Raw genomic sequence first — 20,973 nt, 5'->3', positions numbered from 1 at the left:
TCATCAAAGAATAAACGCTGCCAGTAAGGTCACCGCGAGCAATGAGGTGGTGAGTATGAACAGCTCTCTGACGCGATCGCATTTGCCCGTGAACACTTCATCGTGATGATGGTGATACTCTTTGCTTTTGATGTAATGGAACAGGCGGACCTGCTTGGCCATATTGCCGTGCGTGGTAAAGAAACCGTTGCCGTCGACTTGCTGGTACAAAAGAGGATGCGCCTCGCGCATGATGTATATCAGAGAACGCAGTGCAGTGAGGTAACGGGCCATGTTCACCGCCGTTACAAGCATCAACGTGAATAGAATGGTGTCTGCATTGATCATCTTTTCCTCCCTACATCTTCATAGGTTACCGAAGAAAAGACGATCCCATCAGAGCATCTTTCGCTGACAATTATTCAGCGGCGGTATCCATAATAGAAGATGAACCTTCTTTTGCTAAAGCAGCTAGGTCTTTGTCGATGAAGAACAGCGCCTTACCATCTTCACCAACCAGTTCTAGCTTGTCTAAAATCCCTTTAAACAACTTCTCTTCTTCGTGCTGCTCTGCAACGTACCACTGCAAGAAGTTGAATGTTGAGTAATCTTGAGAAGTAAACGCAACGTGAGCCAATTTGTTGATTTTTTGCGTAATCATTTGCTCATGTTCATAGGTCTCGCGAAAGACTTCACCTAGGCTCTCAAATTCATGTTTTGGTGCATCGATAGCACCTAGAATCGGCATTGCCCCCGTTTCACTCACATACGTGAATAAACGCTGCATGTGCTCCATCTCTTCAACGGCGTGTTTGCGTAAAAATTCGGCCGCGCCTTCAAAGCCTTTGTCCTCACACCAAGCACTCATTTGTAAGTATAGATTGGATGAAAAGAATTCGAGATTAATTTGCTCATTCAATTGCTCGACCATCGCTTGTGACAGCATTTCGCACTCCTACTAAGTCTATGAACTTAAACTGACTATATCATGCTAGCCACCATAACACTTTGTATGGTGAATGTGGATATGAGATCACCTTGGCAAAAAATTGACCAGCGAGGTGCTAATCTAACTTTAGGCGAGTGAAATAAGAGGATTCGGTATGAGCTATCAACACATTCTAGTGGCCATCGACCTGTCTGAAGACAGCAAACTGCTGGTAGACAAAGCGGTCTCCTTGGCCAAGCCGCTCGACGCGGCGGTCTCATTTATCCACATTGATGTTAACTACGCCGAGTTGTATACCGGCCTCATCGACATCAACCTGGCGGAGACACAACATCAAGCTATTGAGGCATCGCAAAAGCAATTGCAAAACCTTGCGGACCACGCCAACTTCCCCATTAAACATACCCTAGTGGGCAGTGGCGACTTAGGTAATGAGCTGTGCGATACCATTCAAGAGTTCAACGTCGATCTTGTGGTGTGTGGCCATCATCAAGACTTTTGGAGCAAACTGCTCTCCTCGACCCGTCAGTTGATCAATTGCTCACCGGTCGATATGTTGGTTGTACCACTAAAAGACTGATTCAAGGGATGAATTGAGATAAAATAATCAGATAGTTTTTGATAATGAGTCTTAATCATGTTTTATCTCTCTTCGGTCACCGTGCTGTGGGCGTTCTCCTTCAGCTTGATTGGTGTCTATTTGGCGGGCCAAGTCGACGCGTGGTTTTCGGTTTTAATGCGCGTCGCCTTAGCAAGCTTGGTTTTCCTCCCTTTCCTGAAATTTAAAGGGGTTGAGAAATCCCTGATTGCCAAATTGATGGTCGTTGGCGGCTTTCAACTTGGCTTGATGTACTGTTTCTACTATCAATCCTTCCTCCTTCTGTCTGTACCAGAAGTCTTGCTGTTCACGGTGTTCACGCCGATTTACGTCACGTTAATCTACGATCTGCTCAAAGGTCGCTTTTCACCTTGGTATTTGGTCACCGCGGCGATCGCAGTGGCTGGCGCTGCCTTTATCAAGTTTGCCGGGGTCAATGAGCATTTCTTACTTGGCTTTATGGTGGTGCAAGGAGCCAATCTCTGCTTTGCTATCGGCCAAGTGGGCTACAAATACTTGATGGAAAAGCAGCAAGTCGCCCTGCCACAGCATACGGTCTTTGGTTACTTTTATTTGGGCGCGCTGGCTGTGGCACTCATCGCGTTTGCGCTGATGGGCAACAGTGAGAAATTGCCGAGCACGGCAACGCAATGGGGCGTTCTGACCTACTTAGGCTTGATTGCGTCTGGGTTGGGGTATTTCGCGTGGAATAAAGGCGCGACCATGGTGAATGCCGGTGCGCTGGCGGTGATGAACAATGCATTGGTCCCCGCTGGGCTTATCGTCAATATCGTGATCTGGAATCGCGATGTCGACCTGACGAGACTGACCATTGGCGGCGCTACTATTGTCCTTTCACTTTGGGTCAACGAAACCTGGGTGAAAAAGCGTGTCGCCAACGCCGCGTAAATCCAAAGTCTAGCGCCTAGTCTCGGTTTAATGCACCTTGGCTTGGCGCTTCTCTGTCTCTGCTAAGCCGGTTGGCCAGGTGGGCATGACGTCTAACTTGGCCTGCAGTTTAGCCTGCTTTTTACTGAGCTTTTGCTGTTTTTTCAGCGTTTTTAGCCACTTCTTCTGCTGCTTATAAGCACGTTTGAGCTCTTTTCTCGCTTTCTTGAACGCCTTTTTATCCATCAAATCCAACGTCTCGACTGCCGACGTCATGGAATTCACCGACGTCAGCGTATTTAACTCAACGTCAGCTTTGCGAGCTTTCACTCGCGCGATGACGCGCTGCACGGCTTGCGCTTTTTGCTCTTCACGCTTTGTCTCGATCGCTTGAGCGACATTCTGCGTATCTGAAGGCGCAGAGGCCACCGCCGCTTGTTGAGGTGCTAAAAGTGCAGATTCAGCTCGCGCAGAGAGAGGCTTAAGGATTTTCGGTGTATGAGTCGTTGGCTGGGTATGGGCAGCCGCCGCAATTGACGCCGGTTTGCATAAGTGTTGTTTACTGTGACTGGCACGCGCGCAAGAGCGGCAGACAAACTTGGGTTCAACCACGAGCTTTTCTATCTCACCCAAACTGTGTGCGACTTGTTTACGACTCAACTTGCACAAACGCTTTGCCATCGACTTACCTTAAAAAGAATACGAATAGTTCTTAGTAAGATATATAGTCATCAGACGGGCTTGGCAAGTGTTATTTTCCACCGCGATAAAGCACGGTGTGGTGAGTATAAATAGAATCAGTCACTTAGCTCATGGCTGCATTAACATAGACATCAAAGCGGTTTTTCTTGGTCTCTATTGCCATCGCCGGTTTGACACCATCTAGCCAATCGGCGTAGTCAGGGCGTTTAACCACCACTCGTTTAGTTGCTAACGCTAGTGCTGGCGTGAGTAAGCCATCTGCGTCGTGATCGGCGCCCACAAGCGTTTGAAATACGCGCATCTCTTTTTTCACTAACGCACTTTTCTTTTTGTTCTCAGGGTGAGGATACATGGGATCTAAGTAGACCACATCAGGGCGCACAAAATCAGGCTGACTCGCGAGCGTTTCCAGCGCGTTGTGGCTCGACGCGTGCAGCAGTGACATTCGCTCACTGACCCAGACGCCGATTTCTGGGTCCTGTTTGGCGCGTTCTAAGCCATCATCCAGTAGCGCCGCCACCACAGGGTGACGCTCCACCATCTGCACCTGACAGCCCAAAGAGGCCAACACAAACGCATCTCGCCCAAGGCCAGCGGTGCCATCAAGCACTGTCGGTACCACACCTTTGTTGAGCCCGGCCGCTTTGGCGATCGCTTGCCCTTTTCCGCCCCCAAACTTGCGGCGATGCTCAGCGGCGCCTCCCGCCAGGTCGACATAAATCGCCCCTAATTTGGGCTCATCGGTTTTACGAAGTTCCAAACGCTGCGCCGTCAACACCAAAGCAAACGGACTGGTGTCACTGTGGCTAAGCCCCCAGCGAGCAGCAATGTCGTTCAGTTGTTGGGTCTGTTCAGGGTGTTCGCAGAGAAGTTGCAAATCCACTATCGGCTCCGGTGTAGGTCAGTGTTGAGGGACGCGTGCGCGTCAGTGTAATGGATTTTAGCTGGCTCTACCTAACAGTTTCCCCACTTCGCTACGAACAAATCGCCATTGATGTCTTCGCCCGTTCACGGCAATAATAGTCTTTCTATTCTCAACAAGGCTGACTATGCAAGCTCACTCAACCAAGCTCGATGACCTCGACAAAGCGATTTTGAAAACCTTAATGGAAGATGCGCGGACGCCCTACGCCGAAATGGCGAAGCAATTTGATGTCAGCCCTGCGACCATTCACGTTCGAATAGAAAAGATGAAGTCAGCCGACATCATTCAAGGCACGGAAGTGATTGTCGATACGAAAAAACTCGGTTACGACGTGTGCTGCTTTATTGGTATTAACCTCAACGCGGCGCGCGATTATCACTCAGCTTTGCAAAAGCTCAATGCACTCGAGGAAGTGGTGGAAGCGTATTATACGACGGGTGCGTACAACATCTTCGTCAAATTGATGTGTCGCTCGATTGAGGAGCTGCAACACGTACTGATCGATAAGTTGCAAGCCATTGATGAAGTGCAATCCACCGAAACGCTCATCTCTTTGCAAAATCCCATCAACCGCAACGTCAACCCATAAAAAAGCTCGCGTTGTGCGAGCTTTCTATCAAATCTAACTGAACGAATCCAACTGACCCAATCGAATCGGCAAGGTTATTTGCCTTGGTTTTCCATGTACTGTTTGAGCTGCTCCGCTGAGATGCCCTGCTGGGCAAGTTGCTTTGCGATGATATCTAGCTGCTCGCCTTTACGTGACTCAATCACTTGCTGAAAATGGAACACGATATCACGCAACACATCGAGCGGGACTTGCTTGGCGGCACTGCGAATACGTTCGCTGCTCTGATTGCCGAGCTCATGAATTAATTTACCAAACATCACTTTTTCTGGAGACTCTTCAAGCTGCTCCATCAAACGCGCTTTTTCGTACGTCGTCATCGACATAGAGGTGGTTTTTCCATCGTTACAAGATTAACTTGCCTCAATATACAAGGATATTTTTCCTTGTAAAGCTAAGTGCGCCCTCACTTAGTGATGTGAGCAAGGTGTCGACAACAACTTGCTCATAGCAGCTTATTTATTACGGTTTACTCATAACAGTAGTGCCACTCTCTGCCCGCTTTGGTCCACAAAATCAGTAGTGCTGGTGTGATGATGAGCATCAATGAGGCGATAAGCACTTGCGGCTCCCACCCAAAACGCTGCATGGTGCCGACGACCAAGCCCGCTCCACTCATTTGGAACAGCCCGAGTAGCGCAGCGGCAGTGCCCGCTTTGTCACCGAACGGGGCAAGCGCCTTACCTGCTGCCGCGCCGAGAATCCACGCAAAACCAATCGAGGATAGGAAGATTGGCAGCATAAAGGCAAAGGCACTTGCTTGCGACGCCATTGCTATCATCACGATACCACCTAATCCCAACAACAAGATGCCGACATTGAGCGTTGTATGCGTGCCGAACTTATCCATAAATCTAGGCGCTGTCATACACGCGACAATGTTGATCAACGCATTGATACCGAACCAAAAGGTAAATGCGTTCATGCTTAAGCCAAGATTTTCCATCAGCACCACAGGGGCTGAGGTGACATAACCGAGAATCACCGCCATCGCCAACATACACAACGATGCGTGGAACAAAAACGTCGGCGTACTCAGCACTTGCCAATAGCGTCGTAGACGAAATACCGGCGCGGTGCTGACTTGCGGATTGGTCTCTTTAAGGCCAAACGACATCGCCACCAGACCAATCAACGCGAACCCGGCCATAAAGCTGAAGTTGGCCCGCCAGCCAAATTGCTGAGTCAGCCATGCACCAAGAATCGGCGCCAATGCAGGGATAAAACAGATGGCTCCGTTGAGGTAGCTGATCATCTTGCCACTTTTCTGGGGACCGAAGATATCGCGAACTGTTGCAAAGGCGGCCACCGATGTCGCACACGCTCCTAAGCCTTGCAGCAAGCGCGAAACCAGCATCCACTCGATGTTTTGAGCACTCCACGCCAATAAAGCGCTCGCGGCGTAGATGCTGATCCCACCTAATGCAACAGTTCGACGTCCTAGCTTATCCGCCAGCGGGCCAGCAAACAGTTGGCCGACCCCCATCGCGAACAAAAACCATGTGATGGTATCTTGTGCTAAGGCGTGTTCCACGTGAAACGCTTGAGAAATTTGTGGCAATGCAGGCAGATAAATATCAATTGCCAGCGGGCTAAACAGCACCAACAGGGTCAAAAGAATGAATTGAAGTTTGCCGTAGATGATCGGGTTGTCAGCGTTCACTGCTCGCCTCTTTTAAAATGATTATGCACAAGAAAGGATGAAACTCGGCAAAGTCTAAGTTAGTCTAGATATGACATCCAATGACAAATCATCATTTAAGTTATTCCTTAGGGGAATGTATGAATATAGAGAAGCTTGCTCGCTTAGATTTGAATTTACTGGTGTGCCTCAAGGTTCTTACTGAAGAGCTGAATGTAACACGCGCTGCTCACCGATTGTGTCTCAGCCAATCTGCGGTCAGTAAGAACCTCGCCAAGCTTCGTGACCAATTCGATGACCCTCTGTTCGTACGCCAAGCGCATGGGTTAAAGCCAACGCCCAAAGCCCTCTTTCTTAAGCCTAAATTGGATGCGCTGATCCATCAGCTGGAGCTGCTGACACAACCCGAGCAGTTTCAGCCTGACAGCAGTGATTACAAGTTTCAAATCGCCGCAGTAGAGAGTGTCTACCCGCTGATACTGCCCCATTTTCTACCCGAGATTTTTAAACGTGCCCCCGGTGTCACCATCAGCACCCACTCTTGGTCCGATCAAACCTTTAAGCTGCTGCAAAAAGGCGAAATTGATCTTGGTATTACCGGCAAGGACATCGACATCAATGATGCCAAGCTGACCATGTTGCCGCCGAGTGATATTAGTGAACAAGAGATCTACCGTGATAACCAGATGTGTTTATTGCGCGCGGATCACCCTGCCTTGAGCCGTCCTTGGACGTTAGAACAGTTTCTTAGCCAACGTCATGTTCAAGTACGCTGCGATGGCAACGATCGCTGGCTGCTTGATTATCGCCTTGCCGACATCGGCAAAGAGCGCGATATCGCCATCACTGTTCCGGACTTCAACAGCGCCGCCAGTCTGTGTTCCTACACGGACTTTGTCTTTACCGCGCCAAGCCACTTCGTCAAGCTTGCCTCGAAACAGCTTAACCTCGCGGTGCTGCCACTGCCGTTAGAATTTCCGCCTATGGCCTATACCCTGTTTTGGCATCGCGACCGAGAGAACGACCCGGCTCTTGCCTGGCTCAGACAAATTATCCGCGAAAAGACGACCGCGTTACGATAACCGCGCTACGTTAGCCGCGCTACGCTAACTACGTGACGATAAACGCACTGCTTTTACGTCACGTATTCAGTTAACCTTACCCCGCGAGCCTTACCCGGCTATCGATCCAGACCATTTGCAGCGCTCTGGTAAAAGGAGTAGCTTAATGGCCATCGTCCAAGCCCAAAACGTGATTCGCCCGCTCATCAAGATGCGCGGTCATAACGAGTCTAAGACGTCGGATGGACACCTCTAATAACTGAAGGATTCACAGATGCTAAACACCACTGAACAACGATTGACAGCCATCAAAGAGTGGCTGGTTCAGAACAATATCGATGCCCTTTTTGTGCCCCATGAAGACGAATACTTGGGCGAGTACATTCCTGCGCACAACGAACGCCTGCATTGGCTAACCGGCTTCACTGGTTCAGCCGGGGCCGCGGTGGTCACACAAACAAAAGCTGCGGTGTTTGTCGATGGTCGATACACGGTACAAGTGACCAAGCAAGTCCCTAGCGAGCTGTTCGAATACCGCCATTTAATTGAAGAGCCGGCATTAGACTGGCTGCTCAGTGAGCTACAACCCGGCAGCGTCGTCGCCATTGACCCACGCATGCACAATGCAGGTTGGCTGGAGTCTGCGCAAACCAAACTGGCGGACAAACTTGAACTCAAGCTGTTAACCAGTCACCCCATCGACGCACTGTGGCATGATCGCCCAGCCGCCCTCGAATCACCTGCGCGCTTAATGCCGATTGAATCTGTCGGTCAAACCTCATTATCCAAACGTGAAGAGATTGCCAAGCAACTGACAAAGCAGAACCTTGATGCTGCAGTCGTGACCGCGCTTGACTCTATCTGTTGGCTGCTTAATGTGCGTGGCCTCGATGTCTCTCGCCTGCCCGTATTGTTGTCTCACGCGATTATTCACCGCGACGCCAGTGTTGATTTCTTTATTCGCCAAGAACGTCTGCCGCAAGGCTTTGCTGAGCATGTTGGTACCGGTGTCAGAGTTCATGCTCCCGAGTCTTTGGAGAATATTCTTAACTCGCTTAATGGACGCCGAGTATTACTTGACCCAGCGACGAGCAATGCGTGGTTTAAATTGACACTGCAAAACAGTGGCGCGCATGTCGTAAGTGCAGCCGATCCTTGCTTGCTGCCGAAAGCGCAAAAAAATGCGGTCGAAATTGAGGGCATGAAAGCGTGTCATGTGCGCGATGGCGTCGCCATGGTCAAGTTCCTCTCTTGGCTTGATAACGAAGTCGCCAACGGCCAACTTCACGATGAAGCCTACCTAGCCGACCGTTTAGAAGCGTACCGCCGTGAGGATGAAACGTTAGTAGACCTAAGTTTTGATACCATCTCCGCAGCAGGCAGCAACGCGGCAATGTGTCACTACAACCACGAAAACCAACCGACCCCGGGTCAGTTGAGCCTGAACTCTCTCTACCTGGTCGACTCTGGCGGCCAATACCTCAACGGAACGACGGACATCACACGTACTGTGGCCATCGGTCAACCTAGCGATGAGATGATCAAGCAGTTTACCTTAGCGCTCAAAGGTCATATTGGTGTCGCACGCGCCCGTTTTCCTAAAGGAACACGCGGCTATCAAATTGATACCCTTGCCCGTCAACACCTATGGGCAGAAGGCTTTGACTATGACCACGGTACGGGCCACGGTGTCGGCCACTTCCTCAGTGTCCATGAGGGACCAGCAAGCATTTCCAAACGACAAATTGATGTGGCTTTGATGGAAGGTATGGTGCTCTCCAATGAGCCCGGTTACTACCGCGCCGATGCGTTTGGCATTCGTATTGAGAACTTAGAACTGGTAGTGGAAACCCCAACGCAAGGTGATTTCCCAGTGTTGAGCTTCGAGTCACTCACACGTTGCCCGATTGATAAGCGCAACATCAACATCGATATGTTGACCAAACCTGAGCTCGCTTGGCTTAATGATTACCACCAAAAAGTGTGGAGTGACCTCAGCCCATTGGTCGATGGTGAGGTAAAAACGTGGTTAGAGCGCGCAACGTCGCCCATCGCTCACCGCGACTAATCGCGCTTTGAACACTCGGTAGATCTGCATATCGCGTGAAGGTGAACAAAAGGCTCTCTACATGAGAGCCTTTTTTAATTGTGGCGTGGTTGTTTCACGTGAAACATTATCCAGAATAAATTGCGTTCCAGTCTCGCCAAACGGGGTCATACCCTTTTGAGCGTAACGCCTGCTCGACTGACTCGGCGCTGCGCTCATCACTGATCTCAAACTGTTCCAACTCGACGTCCTGCATCGCGTATCCGCCGGGCTGTGTTTTTGATGCAGCGGACATGGATGTCACACCCAGTGGCAACACATTGTCCCTAAACTGCGGTGACTCTCGTGTCGATAACGAGAGCTCAACCGTCGGATTCAACAACCGATAGGCACAGATTAACTGAACCAACTGCTTATCACTCATCACCGATTTGGGTTGAATCACCCCTTCCGATGCATTGCCCTCACAAGGTCGAAGCCGTGGAAAAGAAATCGAGTAACGAGTTTGCCAATAGGTACGCTCTAAGTAGTCAAGGTGCGCGGCGACGTAAAAACAATCCGTGCGCCAATCGTCCAAGCCGATGAGCGCGCCTATACCGATCTTATCGATCCCGGCTCGAGCCAATCGATCCGGCGTTTCCAAGCGATAGTCAAAATCTGTTTTGTTGCCACGCAAATGGTGCTGCGCGTAAGTGCGACGATGGTAAGTTTCCTGATAGACCATTACTGCATCGAGGCCCAAGGGTTTCAGTTCACGGTACTGCCCTTCATCAAGCGGCTGCACTTCCATTGCCAAGTAGTTAAAGTGCGCTTTAACAAGTGGCAGTGCGCGGCGAAAGTAGTCCATCCCCACTTTGGTTTGATGCTCACCGGTGACCAAAAGCACACTGTCGAACTTCATCAACTTAATCGCGTCTATCTCTGCCGCGATTTCTTGCTCTGTCAGCGTACGGCGTTTAATTCGGTTCTCCATCGAAAAACCGCAGTAGGTACATGCATTGGCGCACAAGTTGGAGAGATAAAGCGGGATATACAATCCAATCGTGTTGCCAAACCGTTTACGCGTGAGCGCATAGGATTGCTGCGCCATTTGCTCAAGGTAAGGCTCTGCCGCAGGTGAAATCAAGGCTTTAAAATCTTCGAGATCACGCTTAGATTTCGCCAATGCGCGTTCCACATCCTGATGAGTTTTCGCGTAAATCGACAGTCTTATGTCATCCCAGTCCATGCGTTGATGAATCGATACAAAACTCATTCTGCGTCCCTCACTCCAAGAAGGCGGTTAATGGGCTAGAGGCAACAGCATGGGTAACCTGACCAGCCAAGCCGGATTCAAACGCTATCCGCCCGCTTTCCACCGCCATCTTAAACGCTTGCGCCATCGCTACGGGATTGCTCGCCGCCGCGATCGCGGTATTCACCAACACCGCATCTGCGCCCATCTCCATCGCTTTTGCCGCATGAGACGGAGCACCAATCCCGGCATCAACAATGACGGGGACACCGGCTTGGTCGATGATGATCTCCAAAAAGTCTTGCGACGCCAGTCCTTTGTTCGAGCCTATGGGAGCACCTAGAGGCATCACTGCTGCGCAGCCCACCTCTTCTAACCGCTTACACAACACCGGGTCTGCGTGGCAGTACGGCAAAACAATAAAGCCATCTTTGACCAACTGCTGTGCCGCTTTGAGGGTTTCAATTGGGTCAGGCATCAGGTATTTAGGATCGGGATGAATCTCCAGTTTAAGCCACTCTGTGCCCAAGGCTTCACGTGCTAAGTGTGCGGCGAAAATGGCATCTTGCGCAGTTTTTGCCCCAGAGGTATTCGGTAATAAATTCACGCCAGCGGCAATCAACGGCGCTAAGATATCATCTTGCTTATCATGGATATCGACGCGCTTGAGCGCCATAGTCGCCAGTTGCGATCCCGACGCCTCAATAGCGCGCGCCATGGTAGTACTGTTCGAAAACTTACCCGTGCCGGTAAACAGACGCGAGTCAAACACTTTGCCCGCGATAGTAAGCGGTGTTATTGGCGCCATGATCAGCCTCCTGCAATGGCTTGAAATAGTGCGATGGCATCGCCTTGATTGACGATATGTCTGTCCCACTCGCTGCGCGGAACGACACAGTTATTGATGGCAAACACACAGCCCACCTCGGCGAGCGATAACTCAGCAATGAGCGCCGTCAATGTTGTCCCTGCGTGAGTCGTATGAGTTTCACCATTGACGGTGATAGTGATGGGTTCCATGTTCATTCCTTAACGGTGTTTGACTGACACACGTGACAAGTGGCATCCACTGAGATAGTTAACGTCTGCCAGCGCATCGTGAGTCCATCAAACAGGTGTAATGTCGATGCGCTAAGCTGTGGCTCATCAAGGGCTAACCATTGAATCGCCGCCAGCGCTTGGTAATTACCTAACGTCCCTACCACCGGACCTACCACGCCAAGTTCACTGCATTTTTGGCCAGAAGGAAGTGAATCGAACGGGTATAGGCAGTGGTAGCATGGACTATCTTGCTGATAGTCAAACAACGCGAACTGCCCTTGCCATCCCATGGCCGACGCCGAGATCAAAGGTGTCCGGTTTTTGAAGCAGAGCCGATTGATTTGCTGGCGCGTTTCAAGGTTGTCTGTGCAATCAAGCACGATGTCGGCAAGCATGATCTCAAGCGCAAGTTGGGTATCATCGAGCCGTTGGTCAATCGCGCGAATGCGAATCAAAGGGTTGAGATACTCTAATTGACTCTTAGCCGCCAACGCTTTGCTCTGCCCTTGGTCATCGTTTCGATAGATGACTTGGCGCTGAAGATTGCTTAGCTCGACACGGTCATCATCCACCAACACCAATTTGCCCACACCAGCGGACGCTAAATAAAGGCTTGCCGCCGACCCGAGGCCACCACAACCAATCAGCAACACATGAGCATCCGACAATTTTGCTTGCCCTTGTTCGCCCCATTGTGGCAACGACACTTGTCTTTGGTAACGTAAGAACGCCTCGTCAGACAGCATAGTCATCCCTGCTCTCCTACTTGCTTGTTTGCCTTCATCAACTCAGTAAAAGCCGTAATGACCGGTTTTGGGTCGTCGGCGAGCGTAATCGCGCGCACGACAGCCAGGCTTGAGACACCGCACTGCCACACCATCGCAGCGTTACCTTGGTCGATACCGCCAATCGCAACCGTAGGAAAGCCCGTACCTTGCGAGCGAGGAATCGAATCAATCAACTGTTGATAAAGCTTCAAGCGCACTAAACCTTGTGGCTTTGAAGGCATAACCTTGGTCGTGGTTGGGAAGATATGCCCCAGTGCGATGTAGCTTGGCGCAATCTGCACAATACGCAGCAGTTCGTAGTAGCCGTGTGTCGAGAGCCCTAAAGCGATATCTGCCTGTGACAATGCCTTCAAGTTCGACGCTTCAATATCTTCTTGGCCAAGGTGAACACCGAATGCACCGTGCTTAATCGCCAACTGCCAATGATCGTTGATAAACACGTTTGCTTGGTATTGCTGACCCAATGCAATCGCACGTATCACCTGCGCCTCCAAATCAGCTTGCTGTGGATCTTTGATGCGCAGCTGTATGGTTTTAATGCCTAGAGGCAGCAATCGTTCAATCCAACGGACATCGTCGACCACCGGATAGAGACCCAACACCTCTTTCGCCATAGAGGGAAAAGAGATCGCGCGGCCTTCAGTTTTCCAACCAACACGAATGCCGAGAGTTTCGTCTTCCAGCACAGGCGTAGGAAATTGCTCAAAACAACATGGCCATTGAGATGTTTCACGTGAAACATGCCCCATCGCACGTGCGAGCGTCAGTGCATCTTCAACGGGAAAATCGAGCGCCCGCAAGGTGATAAACCATGCGAAGTGCTGTGTAGGGTCAAGCGCCATTTGGTGGACATTAAGCGCACGCACTTCAGCATGAGCACGCGTGCTGTGTTGCCAAATATCGAGCACGCGCCCTTCGCACCTTGCGCCAATAACGATCGCATGCGGGGCATAGTCCGCCAGCGAGACATCACCCTCTGCAACTGAGTACACCAGTTGATGAACGTTTTGTTCGCTGTCGTCACTGAGAGAGGAAGACTCAAAGACTTGCGTATCCCGAGCAATCCAAACAGAAGAAGACGCACCGCGCAGTTCAACCGTCGACTCAGCCCCTTCAATCAACTGAATCTCTTGTGTGGCAAACCCTTGCTCGCCGGCTAATGCCAAGCATTGCGCGATATCATCGCGCAATGTGGGCTCTGAGTGAGGAATCACAATTTTCATCGCCGCGTTCCTACGACTCTACACTTTCAGGCTGAGCGGCAGGATGATACAACTCAGAACCCGATTGACGGAACTCCTCTGACTTCTGGCGCATCCCTTCGAGTGGATCATCGAGCATTTTAACGGAGATGGCTTGGTCAGCTTCGACTTGTTGCGTGTCTTTAGCGTACTCGCGCACTTCCTGAGAAATTTTCATCGAACAGAATTTTGGTCCACACATTGAACAAAAGTGAGCCACTTTGCCCGACTCTTGCGGCAAAGTTTCATCGTGGAAAGCTCGCGCTGTATCAGGGTCAAGCGATAAGTTGAACTGATCCTCCCAGCGGAACTCAAAGCGAGCTTTTGAGAGTGCATTGTCACGAACCTGAGCACCAGGGTGGCCTTTAGCCAAATCCGCCGCATGCGCCGCGAGCTTATAAGTAATCAAGCCCGTCTTAACGTCTTCTTTGTTGGGTAGACCAAGGTGCTCTTTCGGCGTCACATAGCAGAGCATCGCACATCCGTACCAGCCGATCATCGCAGCGCCAATGCCAGAGGTAATATGATCGTACCCAGGGGCAATATCGGTCGTCAGAGGACCCAAAGTGTAGAATGGCGCTTCGTGGCAGTGCTCTAGCTGCTCATCCATATTGGCTTTGATCATGTGCATAGGTACATGCCCAGGGCCTTCAATGATCACCTGCACGTCATACTCCCACGCGATCTTAGTCAGTTCACCCAACGTGCGTAGCTCAGCAAACTGCGCTTCATCATTGGCATCGGCCACCGAACCTGGACGCAAGCCATCACCGAGCGAAAGCGCGACATCGTACTTGGCACAAATTTCACAAATTTCGCGGAAGTGGGTGTAAAGGAAGCTTTCTTGATGGTGAGCGAGACACCACTTAGCGATGATCGAGCCGCCGCGAGAGACAATACCCGTGACACGTTTGGCCGTCATCGGCACATAACGCAACAGCAAACCGGCATGAATCGTGAAGTAATCGACGCCCTGCTCAGCTTGCTCGATCAAGGTGTCTCGCATCACTTCCCAATTGAGGTTTTCTGCGATGCCATTCACTTTTTCGAGCGCTTGGTACATAGGCACGGTACCAATCGGAACTGGGCTGTTACGTAGAATCCACTCTCGAGTCTCGTGAATATTGCGTCCGGTCGACAAATCCATCACCGTATCGCCACCCCAACGTGTTGCCCAAACCAATTTCTCAACTTCTTCCTCAATGGAAGAGGTCACAGAGGAGTTACCAATATTGGCGTTCACCTTGACCAAGAAGTTGCGACCAATGATCATTGGCTCCGCTTCCGGGTGGTTGATGTTGGATGGAATGATGGCACGGCCCGCGGCCACTTCTTGGCGGACAAACTCAGCACTGATGTCCTTTGGCAAGTGGGCCCCAAAGCTTTGACCTGGATGCTGTTGGTTCAACACCTCATCGCGATAACGAGCACGCCCCATGTTTTCACGCAGAGCGATGTATTCCATTTCCGGTGTAATCACACCTTGACGCGCGTAGTGGAGCTGAGTAACACACTGACCGCTTTTCGCACGGCGAATGCGAGGTAAGTTACCATAACGCAGCTCGTCTAGCGTATCGTCTTCCAAGCGCTGTTTGGTGTATACCGAACTGACCTCATCGAGCAGCTCCGTATCACCGCGCTCTTCAATCCACTGTTCACGTAACTTAGGTAATCCATGGTAGAGGTCAATCGTATGGTCAGGATCGGTATAAGGACCAGAAGTGTCGTAAACGCGAATCGGCTCATTGGGCTCAAAGATCGGCGCGTCTTTAGTACCGCCAATCAAGCTGTCAGCGAGGGAGATTTCTCGCATAGGAACACGAATATCAGGTCGTGAACCTTCTACATAAACCTTGCGTGAATTGGGGTACGCCTGTACCGAGAGGGTATCAATAAACTGTTTGGCTTCCAGTCTCGCTTGTTTGCGATTCGACATAGCATTTTTCCTTGCTCTTTATTGCTCGTAGGAGCATGAGTGTTAGAGATAAAAATGCTTGGCGGAAAGATGCGACAAGAGGGCGATCTGACGCGGGTATCTATCTGTAGATAGATCGCATGACGCTCAGATCAGAGAGAACGAATCCTAGATTAGGAGGGTCGATATCTTCTCTTGTTCCCTTCGCAGGTATTAACCTGATCAGGTTCAACGGATCCCGAATAAACGGTCTCAGCCTTATGGCACTCCGACAAGTGAACCGAGTATATAAAAACGGCTTGGATAAACCAAGCCGACCTGTGTAAATTTTGTCTAGTGAGGCTCAAAGCACCTCTAAGCAAGCTAGCTTTTGATCAGCAGTTGAAAGCCCACCCAAGCGGCAGAGATGCTTAATACCACATTGAGTAAGACATTGAGTCCCATCTTGAAAAAGGCGCCCTGCTGCATGAGTAAAACGTTGTCCATCGAAAACGTAGAGAACGTCGTCAAAGCACCAAGAAAACCGAGCCCGATGATCTGTCTCCATGGTTCAGTCGCAAGGTTGCCATTTTCAAACGCGGCAATCAGTAAGCCCATCGCCAGTGAGCCGACTACGTTAACAGTTAGCGTACCGTATGGAAAACCTCGCCCCAGTAATGTCGCACACAGCTCAGACACTAAATAACGAGAGCACGCACCAACGGCGCCACCCATGGCAATAAACCCTAAAATTGCAAACTGACCCATAACCCCTCCAAATTTATGGCGTTAGTGTAGCGCCAAACAGACAAAAAAACAGACTTCAGATCAATGTAATGACGCTAAACATCCTGCTAGATTTAAAAAGTTACAGGAGTCACTTTACTTCGATGTAACCCATCAAACCGGTTTTCATGTGCTCTATGACATGACAGTGATACATCCACCGACCGGGGTTGTCCGCGACGAAAGCCGCTTTGGCACGACCATTCTTGCCCAGTAGTACCGTATCCGTATGGAACGGCTCTGGGAGCGGCTTACCGTCCATTTCGAGCACGGTAAAGGTGTGGCCATGAAGATGAATAGGATGATGGTACTGAGTGACATTTTTAAGATCGAAGATGTAGGTTTTGCCTAGCTCCAACTGTGCCAGCGGCGCAGGAATCGAATGACGACTCATCCCCTGCCACGCCACCTTGTTGGTCAACCAAAAGGTTGGACTCGCCTTGCCATCTTTGCCTACGGGCGTCACCGCACCTTGCCACTCAAACACAAAGTCAATCTCTTCAGCGTTGGCAAGATCGAGCGCGGGCACAGGGTTAAGAGGCAAGTTTGGCAGCGCTTGATCCTGTGGCAAATCAGACGCGACGACATCAAATTCACACAGAGGAAAAGGGAAACGCCCCTTCATTTGACGAACAAACACTTTGTTGCCAGCAGATGGTGCAATCAGACCAAGATCCACCCTCATGCCCGGTCCCATTTTATGCTGAGAGAGCTCAATTGGCGTGCTGACCGGGTTACCATCAATCGCCAATATCCAAGCCTCTGCCCCTTCAATCGCTATTGGATAGGTAATGGTATTGTCGACATTTGCAATGCGTAAGCGAGTGGTCGCGTGTGCTTTAAGCGTATATACAGGCTCATGAACGCCATTCACACTGCTCCACTCCCCTGGAGTGCCCATCCGAGCACTTAAACGTGGAATCATTCTCTCCTTCCACTGCCCCTGGCTGTCAATGTGCCAATGCTTGAGCATCAACGCATGCTCTTCATCAAAAACCACGGGGTCGCGCTCTTCAACAATAATCAGTCCAACGAGTCCTCGCCCTAACTGTTCAACGCTGTTCATGTGTGGGTGATACCAAAACGTGCCTGCGTCAGGCGGAGTGAATCGATACTCAAACGTCTCTCCCGGCATGATAGGCGCTTGACTGAGAAAAGGAACGCCGTCCATCTCGATAGGAATTCGCAAGCCGTGCCAATGTATGGTTGTAGGCTCTGACAGTTTGTTCGTGAAACGAATCACGACCTCTTCCCCCTGACGACAATAGAGTGTCGGCGCAGGGATCGCACCATTAAACCCCAGTACGTCTGTTTGATACCCAGGGACGAGTTCGGCCCGGCTAGGCTCAGCAGTGAGCTCGTAAACATAGCCTTCTCGAGTCCGAGTTTGCCGAGTCACTGAACAAGCAGGAATCATTGAGAGAGCAGACAAAGCAAGTGAAGATTGAAGAAATTGGCGACGACTCAAAGCCATAACGGTAAACACCTAAAACAGACAAGACGTATAATGTAGCAAAATACTGCGAATGATTCTCAGTGCAATGAGCGATTTGTGGTTTTGTCGCGTGCAAGATTAAAAAGACGGAGACAAAAAAGGCTCTAGTCTTACGTCGGGGACGCCTAGTCTAGAGCCTCAAATCTCAAATTTGGTATGTATAGATATAAAAAGGCTCTAGTCTTTCGACTAGAGCCTTAGAATATGGCAGGGGTGGAGAGATTCGAACTCCCAACACGCGGATTTGGAATCCGCTGCTCTGCCAATTGGAGCTACACCCCTAAAATTAGGTTCAAATTGTTCGTGGAAGAGAGATTCGAACTCCCAACACGCGCCTTCTCGAGGACTTTTGGGGAATCCGCTGCTCTATTAATGAGAGCTACCCCCCTAAAAATTAGATTCAAAAAAACCTCGATAAACGAGGTTTATAAGTGGCGGAGTGGACGGGACTCGAACCCGCGACCCCCGGCGTGACAGGCCGGTATTCTAACCAACTGAACTACCACTCCGCAGTGGTATCACTCGCCTAAGCAAGTGTCCATAATTTGAAGCCTGGCGATGTCCTACTCTCACATGGGGAAGCCCCACACTACCATCGGCGCTAATTCGTTTCACTTCTGAGTTCGGCATGGAATCAGGTGGGTCCAAATCGCTATGGTCGCCAAGCAAATTCTGTTTAAGTTCCTAGAAGTTAGTGCCTAGTTCCTAGAACTTAATAATTCGGAAAGCTGTGTTTATCGTTTCTAGCGACTAGGAACTAGTCACTCGTCTCTTCATTACACATTCAATGTTCTTCATTGAGTCCATCAAAACCCTTTGGGTGTTGTATGGTTAAGCCTCACGGGCAATTAGTACAGGTTAGCTCAACGCCTCACAGCGCTTACACACCCTGCCTATCAACGTTCTAGTCTCGAACAACCCTTAAGGATACTTAAAGTATCAGGGAAGACTCATCTCAGGGCTCGCTTCCCGCTTAGATGCTTTCAGCGGTTATCGATTCCGAACTTAGCTACCGGGCAATGCGATTGGCATCACAACCCGAACACCAGAGGTTCGTCCACTCCGGTCCTCTCGTACTAGGAGCAGCCCCCTTCAATCTTCCAACGCCCACGGCAGATAGGGACCGAACTGTCTCACGACGTTCTAAACCCAGCTCGCGTACCACTTTAAATGGCGAACAGCCATACCCTTGGGACCGACTTCAGCCCCAGGATGTGATGAGCCGACATCGAGGTGCCAAACACCGCCGTCGATATGAACTCTTGGGCGGTATCAGCCTGTTATCCCCGGAGTACCTTTTATCCGTTGAGCGATGGCCCTTCCATTCAGAACCACCGGATCACTATGACCTGCTTTCGCACCTGCTCGAATTGTCATTCTCGCAGTCAAGCGGGCTTATGCCATTGCACTAACCTCACGATGTCCAACCGTGATTAGCCCACCTTCGTGCTCCTCCGTTACTCTTTGGGAGGAGACCGCCCCAGTCAAACTACCCACCAGGCACTGTCCTCACCCCGGATAACGGGGCTAAGTTAGAACATCAAACATACAAGGGTGGTATTTCAAGGTCGGCTCCACAGATACTGGCGTACCTGCTTCAAAGCCTCCCACCTATCCTACACATGTAGGCTCAATGTTCAGTGCCAAGCTGTAGTAAAGGTTCACGGGGTCTTTCCGTCTAGCCGCGGGTACACTGCATCTTCACAGCGATTTCAATTTCACTGAGTCTCGGGTGGAGACAGCGTGGCCATCATTACGCCATTCGTGCAGGTCGGAACTTACCCGACAAGGAATTTCGCTACCTTAGGACCGTTATAGTTACGGCCGCCGTTTACCGGGGCTTCGATCAAGAGCTTCGACCGAAGTCTAACCCCATCAATTAACCTTCCGGCACCGGGCAGGCGTCACACCGTATACGTCATCTTACGATTTTGCACAGTGCTGTGTTTTTAATAAACAGTTGCAGCCACCTGGTATCTGCGACTCTCAATAGCTCCATCCGCAAGGGACTTCACCGTCAAGAGCGTACCTTCTCCCGAAGTTACGGTACCATTTTGCCTAGTTCCTTCACCCGAGTTCTCTCAAGCGCCTTGGTATTCTCTACCCGACCACCTGTGTCGGTTTGGGGTACGATTCCAACTTATCTGAAGCTTAGAGGCTTTTCCTGGAAGCATGGCATCAATGACTTCACGCCCTTGGGCGCTCGACATCGTGTCTCAGCCTTAAAGAGAGCCGGATTTACCTAACTCTCAAGCCTACGCACTTGAACCTGGACAACCGTCGCCAGGCCCACCTAGCCTTCTCCGTCCCCCCATCGCAATAAGTTGAAGTACGGGAATATTAACCCGTTTCCCATCGACTACGCCTTTCGGCCTCGCCTTAGGGGTCGACTTACCCTGCCCCGATTAACGTTGGACAGGAACCCTTGGTCTTCCGGCGAGGAGGTTTTTCACCCCCTTTATCGTTACTCATGTCAGCATTCGCACTTCTGATACCTCCAGCATGCTTTACAACACACCTTCAACGGCTTACAGAACGCTCCCCTACCCAATACAGTAAACTGTATTGCCGCAGCTTCGGTTTATAGCTTAGCCCCGTTACATCTTCCGCGCAGGCCGACTCGACTAGTGAGCTATTACGCTTTCTTTAAATGATGGCTGCTTCTAAGCCAACATCCTAGCTGTCTAAGCCTTCCCACATCGTTTCCCACTTAGCTATAATTTGGGACCTTAGCTGGCGGTCTGGGTTGTTTCCCTCTCCACGACGGACGTTAGCACCCGCCGTGTGTCTCCCGGATAGTACTTACTGGTATTCGGAGTTTGCAAAGGGTTGGTAAGTCGGGATGACCCCCTAGCCTTAACAGTGCTCTACCCCCAGTAGTATTCGTCCGAGGCGCTACCTAAATAGCTTTCGGGGAGAACCAGCTATCTCCAGGTTTGATTGGCCTTTCACCCCTAGCCACAAGTCATCCGCTAATTTTTCAACATTAGTCGGTTCGGTCCTCCAGTTGATGTTACTCAACCTTCAACCTGCCCATGGCTAGATCACCTGGTTTCGGGTCTATATCCAGAGACT

At 50.5% G+C, this 20,973-nt stretch carries 19 protein-coding genes, 2 tRNA genes, 2 rRNA genes and 1 riboswitch; of the genes, 5 read left to right on the top strand and 18 right to left on the bottom strand.

Annotated elements, in window-relative coordinates:
• Nucleotides 1-3 precede the first annotated feature (3 nt).
• Both uspB and ftnA read right to left on the bottom strand, forming a co-directional pair.
• Nucleotides 4-327 (bottom strand): universal stress protein UspB, encoded by a 324-nt coding sequence (gene uspB / locus AC6R0L_RS14765; RefSeq protein ID WP_334555431.1) that lies wholly within the window; start codon nucleotides 325-327, stop codon nucleotides 4-6.
• 70 nt (nucleotides 328-397) lie between these two features.
• The gene (ftnA, locus tag AC6R0L_RS14760; protein WP_334555430.1) at nucleotides 398-925 is read right to left on the bottom strand and encodes a non-heme ferritin; all 528 of its coding nucleotides are present in this window, start codon (nucleotides 923-925) and stop codon (nucleotides 398-400) included.
• 157 nt (nucleotides 926-1,082) lie between these two features.
• On the opposite strand from ftnA, the gene uspA reads away from it, so the two are divergent.
• Together uspA and AC6R0L_RS14750 are read left to right on the top strand one after the other, a co-directional pair.
• Nucleotides 1,083-1,508, top strand: coding sequence for a universal stress protein UspA (uspA, locus tag AC6R0L_RS14755; RefSeq protein ID WP_334555429.1), 426 nt, complete (start codon nucleotides 1,083-1,085; stop codon nucleotides 1,506-1,508).
• 57 nt (nucleotides 1,509-1,565) lie between these two features.
• Nucleotides 1,566-2,435, top strand: coding sequence for a carboxylate/amino acid/amine transporter (locus AC6R0L_RS14750; protein WP_500629596.1), 870 nt, complete (start codon nucleotides 1,566-1,568; stop codon nucleotides 2,433-2,435).
• Nucleotides 2,436-2,462: 27 nt separating this feature from the next.
• On the opposite strand, the gene AC6R0L_RS14745 is transcribed toward AC6R0L_RS14750, so the two are convergent.
• Both AC6R0L_RS14745 and AC6R0L_RS14740 read right to left on the bottom strand, forming a co-directional pair.
• Nucleotides 2,463-3,095 (bottom strand): hypothetical protein, encoded by a 633-nt coding sequence (locus tag AC6R0L_RS14745; RefSeq protein WP_500629595.1) that lies wholly within the window; start codon nucleotides 3,093-3,095, stop codon nucleotides 2,463-2,465.
• Nucleotides 3,096-3,219: 124 nt separating this feature from the next.
• Complete coding sequence (locus tag AC6R0L_RS14740; protein WP_500625343.1) at nucleotides 3,220-3,999, bottom strand: class I SAM-dependent methyltransferase; 780 nt, start codon at nucleotides 3,997-3,999, stop codon at nucleotides 3,220-3,222.
• A gap of 166 nt (nucleotides 4,000-4,165) precedes the next feature.
• On the opposite strand from AC6R0L_RS14740, the gene asnC reads away from it, so the two are divergent.
• Nucleotides 4,166-4,630 carry a transcriptional regulator AsnC gene (gene asnC, locus AC6R0L_RS14735; RefSeq protein WP_334555425.1) on the top strand — a complete coding sequence of 155 codons (465 nt, stop codon included), beginning with the start codon at nucleotides 4,166-4,168 and terminating at the stop codon, nucleotides 4,628-4,630.
• A gap of 74 nt (nucleotides 4,631-4,704) precedes the next feature.
• On the opposite strand, the gene tsrA is transcribed toward asnC, so the two are convergent.
• Together tsrA and AC6R0L_RS14725 are read right to left on the bottom strand one after the other, a co-directional pair.
• Nucleotides 4,705-4,995, bottom strand: a complete 291-nt coding sequence (gene tsrA / locus AC6R0L_RS14730) for an H-NS-like global regulator TsrA (protein ID WP_487902714.1) — start codon at nucleotides 4,993-4,995, stop codon at nucleotides 4,705-4,707.
• Nucleotides 4,996-5,138: 143 nt separating this feature from the next.
• Nucleotides 5,139-6,332: a multidrug effflux MFS transporter gene (locus AC6R0L_RS14725; RefSeq protein WP_500629594.1), complete on the bottom strand. Its 1,194-nt coding sequence runs from the start codon at nucleotides 6,330-6,332 to the stop codon at nucleotides 5,139-5,141.
• A gap of 119 nt (nucleotides 6,333-6,451) precedes the next feature.
• Between AC6R0L_RS14725 and AC6R0L_RS14720 the strand changes: the two genes are divergently transcribed.
• Both AC6R0L_RS14720 and AC6R0L_RS14715 read left to right on the top strand, forming a co-directional pair.
• Nucleotides 6,452-7,393: a LysR family transcriptional regulator gene (locus AC6R0L_RS14720; protein ID WP_500625345.1), complete on the top strand. Its 942-nt coding sequence runs from the start codon at nucleotides 6,452-6,454 to the stop codon at nucleotides 7,391-7,393.
• Between the two features lie 253 nt (nucleotides 7,394-7,646).
• Nucleotides 7,647-9,440, top strand: coding sequence for an aminopeptidase P family protein (locus AC6R0L_RS14715; protein ID WP_500629593.1), 1,794 nt, complete (start codon nucleotides 7,647-7,649; stop codon nucleotides 9,438-9,440).
• A 106-nt stretch (nucleotides 9,441-9,546) separates the two neighbouring features.
• On the opposite strand, the gene thiH is transcribed toward AC6R0L_RS14715, so the two are convergent.
• From thiH to AC6R0L_RS14655, 12 genes are all read right to left on the bottom strand, one after another.
• Nucleotides 9,547-10,674: a 2-iminoacetate synthase ThiH gene (gene thiH / locus AC6R0L_RS14710; RefSeq protein ID WP_500629592.1), complete on the bottom strand. Its 1,128-nt coding sequence runs from the start codon at nucleotides 10,672-10,674 to the stop codon at nucleotides 9,547-9,549.
• Nucleotides 10,675-10,684: 10 nt separating this feature from the next.
• Nucleotides 10,685-11,461 (bottom strand): thiazole synthase, encoded by a 777-nt coding sequence (locus tag AC6R0L_RS14705; RefSeq protein ID WP_500629591.1) that lies wholly within the window; start codon nucleotides 11,459-11,461, stop codon nucleotides 10,685-10,687.
• A 2-nt stretch (nucleotides 11,462-11,463) separates the two neighbouring features.
• Complete coding sequence (thiS, locus tag AC6R0L_RS14700) at nucleotides 11,464-11,673, bottom strand: sulfur carrier protein ThiS (RefSeq protein WP_500625349.1); 210 nt, start codon at nucleotides 11,671-11,673, stop codon at nucleotides 11,464-11,466.
• 2 nt (nucleotides 11,674-11,675) lie between these two features.
• Nucleotides 11,676-12,440 (bottom strand): HesA/MoeB/ThiF family protein, encoded by a 765-nt coding sequence (locus AC6R0L_RS14695; protein ID WP_500629618.1) that lies wholly within the window; start codon nucleotides 12,438-12,440, stop codon nucleotides 11,676-11,678.
• A 2-nt stretch (nucleotides 12,441-12,442) separates the two neighbouring features.
• Nucleotides 12,443-13,705, bottom strand: coding sequence for a thiamine phosphate synthase (locus tag AC6R0L_RS14690; RefSeq protein ID WP_500629590.1), 1,263 nt, complete (start codon nucleotides 13,703-13,705; stop codon nucleotides 12,443-12,445).
• A 10-nt stretch (nucleotides 13,706-13,715) separates the two neighbouring features.
• A complete protein-coding gene (gene thiC / locus AC6R0L_RS14685) occupies nucleotides 13,716-15,659 on the bottom strand; it encodes a phosphomethylpyrimidine synthase ThiC (RefSeq protein ID WP_500629589.1) in 1,944 nt (647 codons plus the stop codon).
• A gap of 161 nt (nucleotides 15,660-15,820) precedes the next feature.
• Nucleotides 15,821-15,919: riboswitch (TPP riboswitch) on the bottom strand.
• Nucleotides 15,920-16,001: 82 nt separating this feature from the next.
• Nucleotides 16,002-16,385, bottom strand: a complete 384-nt coding sequence (gene crcB, locus AC6R0L_RS14680) for a fluoride efflux transporter CrcB (RefSeq protein ID WP_334555415.1) — start codon at nucleotides 16,383-16,385, stop codon at nucleotides 16,002-16,004.
• 109 nt (nucleotides 16,386-16,494) lie between these two features.
• Nucleotides 16,495-17,877 carry a multicopper oxidase domain-containing protein gene (locus AC6R0L_RS14675; protein ID WP_500629588.1) on the bottom strand — a complete coding sequence of 461 codons (1,383 nt, stop codon included), beginning with the start codon at nucleotides 17,875-17,877 and terminating at the stop codon, nucleotides 16,495-16,497.
• Between the two features lie 226 nt (nucleotides 17,878-18,103).
• A tRNA-Trp gene (locus tag AC6R0L_RS14670) sits at nucleotides 18,104-18,180 on the bottom strand.
• A gap of 150 nt (nucleotides 18,181-18,330) precedes the next feature.
• Nucleotides 18,331-18,407, bottom strand: a tRNA-Asp gene (locus tag AC6R0L_RS14665).
• A gap of 41 nt (nucleotides 18,408-18,448) precedes the next feature.
• Nucleotides 18,449-18,564, bottom strand: a 5S ribosomal RNA gene (gene rrf / locus AC6R0L_RS14660).
• A gap of 161 nt (nucleotides 18,565-18,725) precedes the next feature.
• Nucleotides 18,726-20,973: ribosomal RNA gene (locus tag AC6R0L_RS14655) — 23S ribosomal RNA — on the bottom strand; the annotation flags it as partial.

It is taken from the genome of Vibrio sp. R15-SG3-ISO1A, assembly GCF_059833955.1.
Note: the sequence above shows the minus strand (reverse complement) of the source record. Positions and strands in the feature narration are given on the sequence as shown.

Coding starts and splice junctions, on each gene's coding strand:
- uspB (WP_334555431.1), bottom strand. CDS start 327: ATGATCAATGCAGACACCATTCTATTCACGTTGATGCTTGTAACGGCG.
- ftnA (WP_334555430.1), bottom strand. CDS start 925: ATGCTGTCACAAGCGATGGTCGAGCAATTGAATGAGCAAATTAATCTC.
- uspA (WP_334555429.1), top strand. CDS start 1,083: ATGAGCTATCAACACATTCTAGTGGCCATCGACCTGTCTGAAGACAGC.
- AC6R0L_RS14750 (WP_500629596.1), top strand. CDS start 1,566: ATGTTTTATCTCTCTTCGGTCACCGTGCTGTGGGCGTTCTCCTTCAGC.
- AC6R0L_RS14745 (WP_500629595.1), bottom strand. CDS start 3,095: ATGGCAAAGCGTTTGTGCAAGTTGAGTCGTAAACAAGTCGCACACAGT.
- asnC (WP_334555425.1), top strand. CDS start 4,166: ATGCAAGCTCACTCAACCAAGCTCGATGACCTCGACAAAGCGATTTTG.
- tsrA (WP_487902714.1), bottom strand. CDS start 4,995: ATGTCGATGACGACGTACGAAAAAGCGCGTTTGATGGAGCAGCTTGAA.
- AC6R0L_RS14720 (WP_500625345.1), top strand. CDS start 6,452: ATGAATATAGAGAAGCTTGCTCGCTTAGATTTGAATTTACTGGTGTGC.
- AC6R0L_RS14715 (WP_500629593.1), top strand. CDS start 7,647: ATGCTAAACACCACTGAACAACGATTGACAGCCATCAAAGAGTGGCTG.
- thiH (WP_500629592.1), bottom strand. CDS start 10,674: ATGAGTTTTGTATCGATTCATCAACGCATGGACTGGGATGACATAAGA.
- AC6R0L_RS14705 (WP_500629591.1), bottom strand. CDS start 11,461: ATGGCGCCAATAACACCGCTTACTATCGCGGGCAAAGTGTTTGACTCG.
- thiS (WP_500625349.1), bottom strand. CDS start 11,673: ATGGAACCCATCACTATCACCGTCAATGGTGAAACTCATACGACTCAC.
- AC6R0L_RS14695 (WP_500629618.1), bottom strand. CDS start 12,440: ATGCTGTCTGACGAGGCGTTCTTACGTTACCAAAGACAAGTGTCGTTG.
- AC6R0L_RS14690 (WP_500629590.1), bottom strand. CDS start 13,705: ATGAAAATTGTGATTCCTCACTCAGAGCCCACATTGCGCGATGATATC.
- thiC (WP_500629589.1), bottom strand. CDS start 15,659: ATGTCGAATCGCAAACAAGCGAGACTGGAAGCCAAACAGTTTATTGAT.
- crcB (WP_334555415.1), bottom strand. CDS start 16,385: ATGGGTCAGTTTGCAATTTTAGGGTTTATTGCCATGGGTGGCGCCGTT.
- AC6R0L_RS14675 (WP_500629588.1), bottom strand. CDS start 17,877: ATGGCTTTGAGTCGTCGCCAATTTCTTCAATCTTCACTTGCTTTGTCT.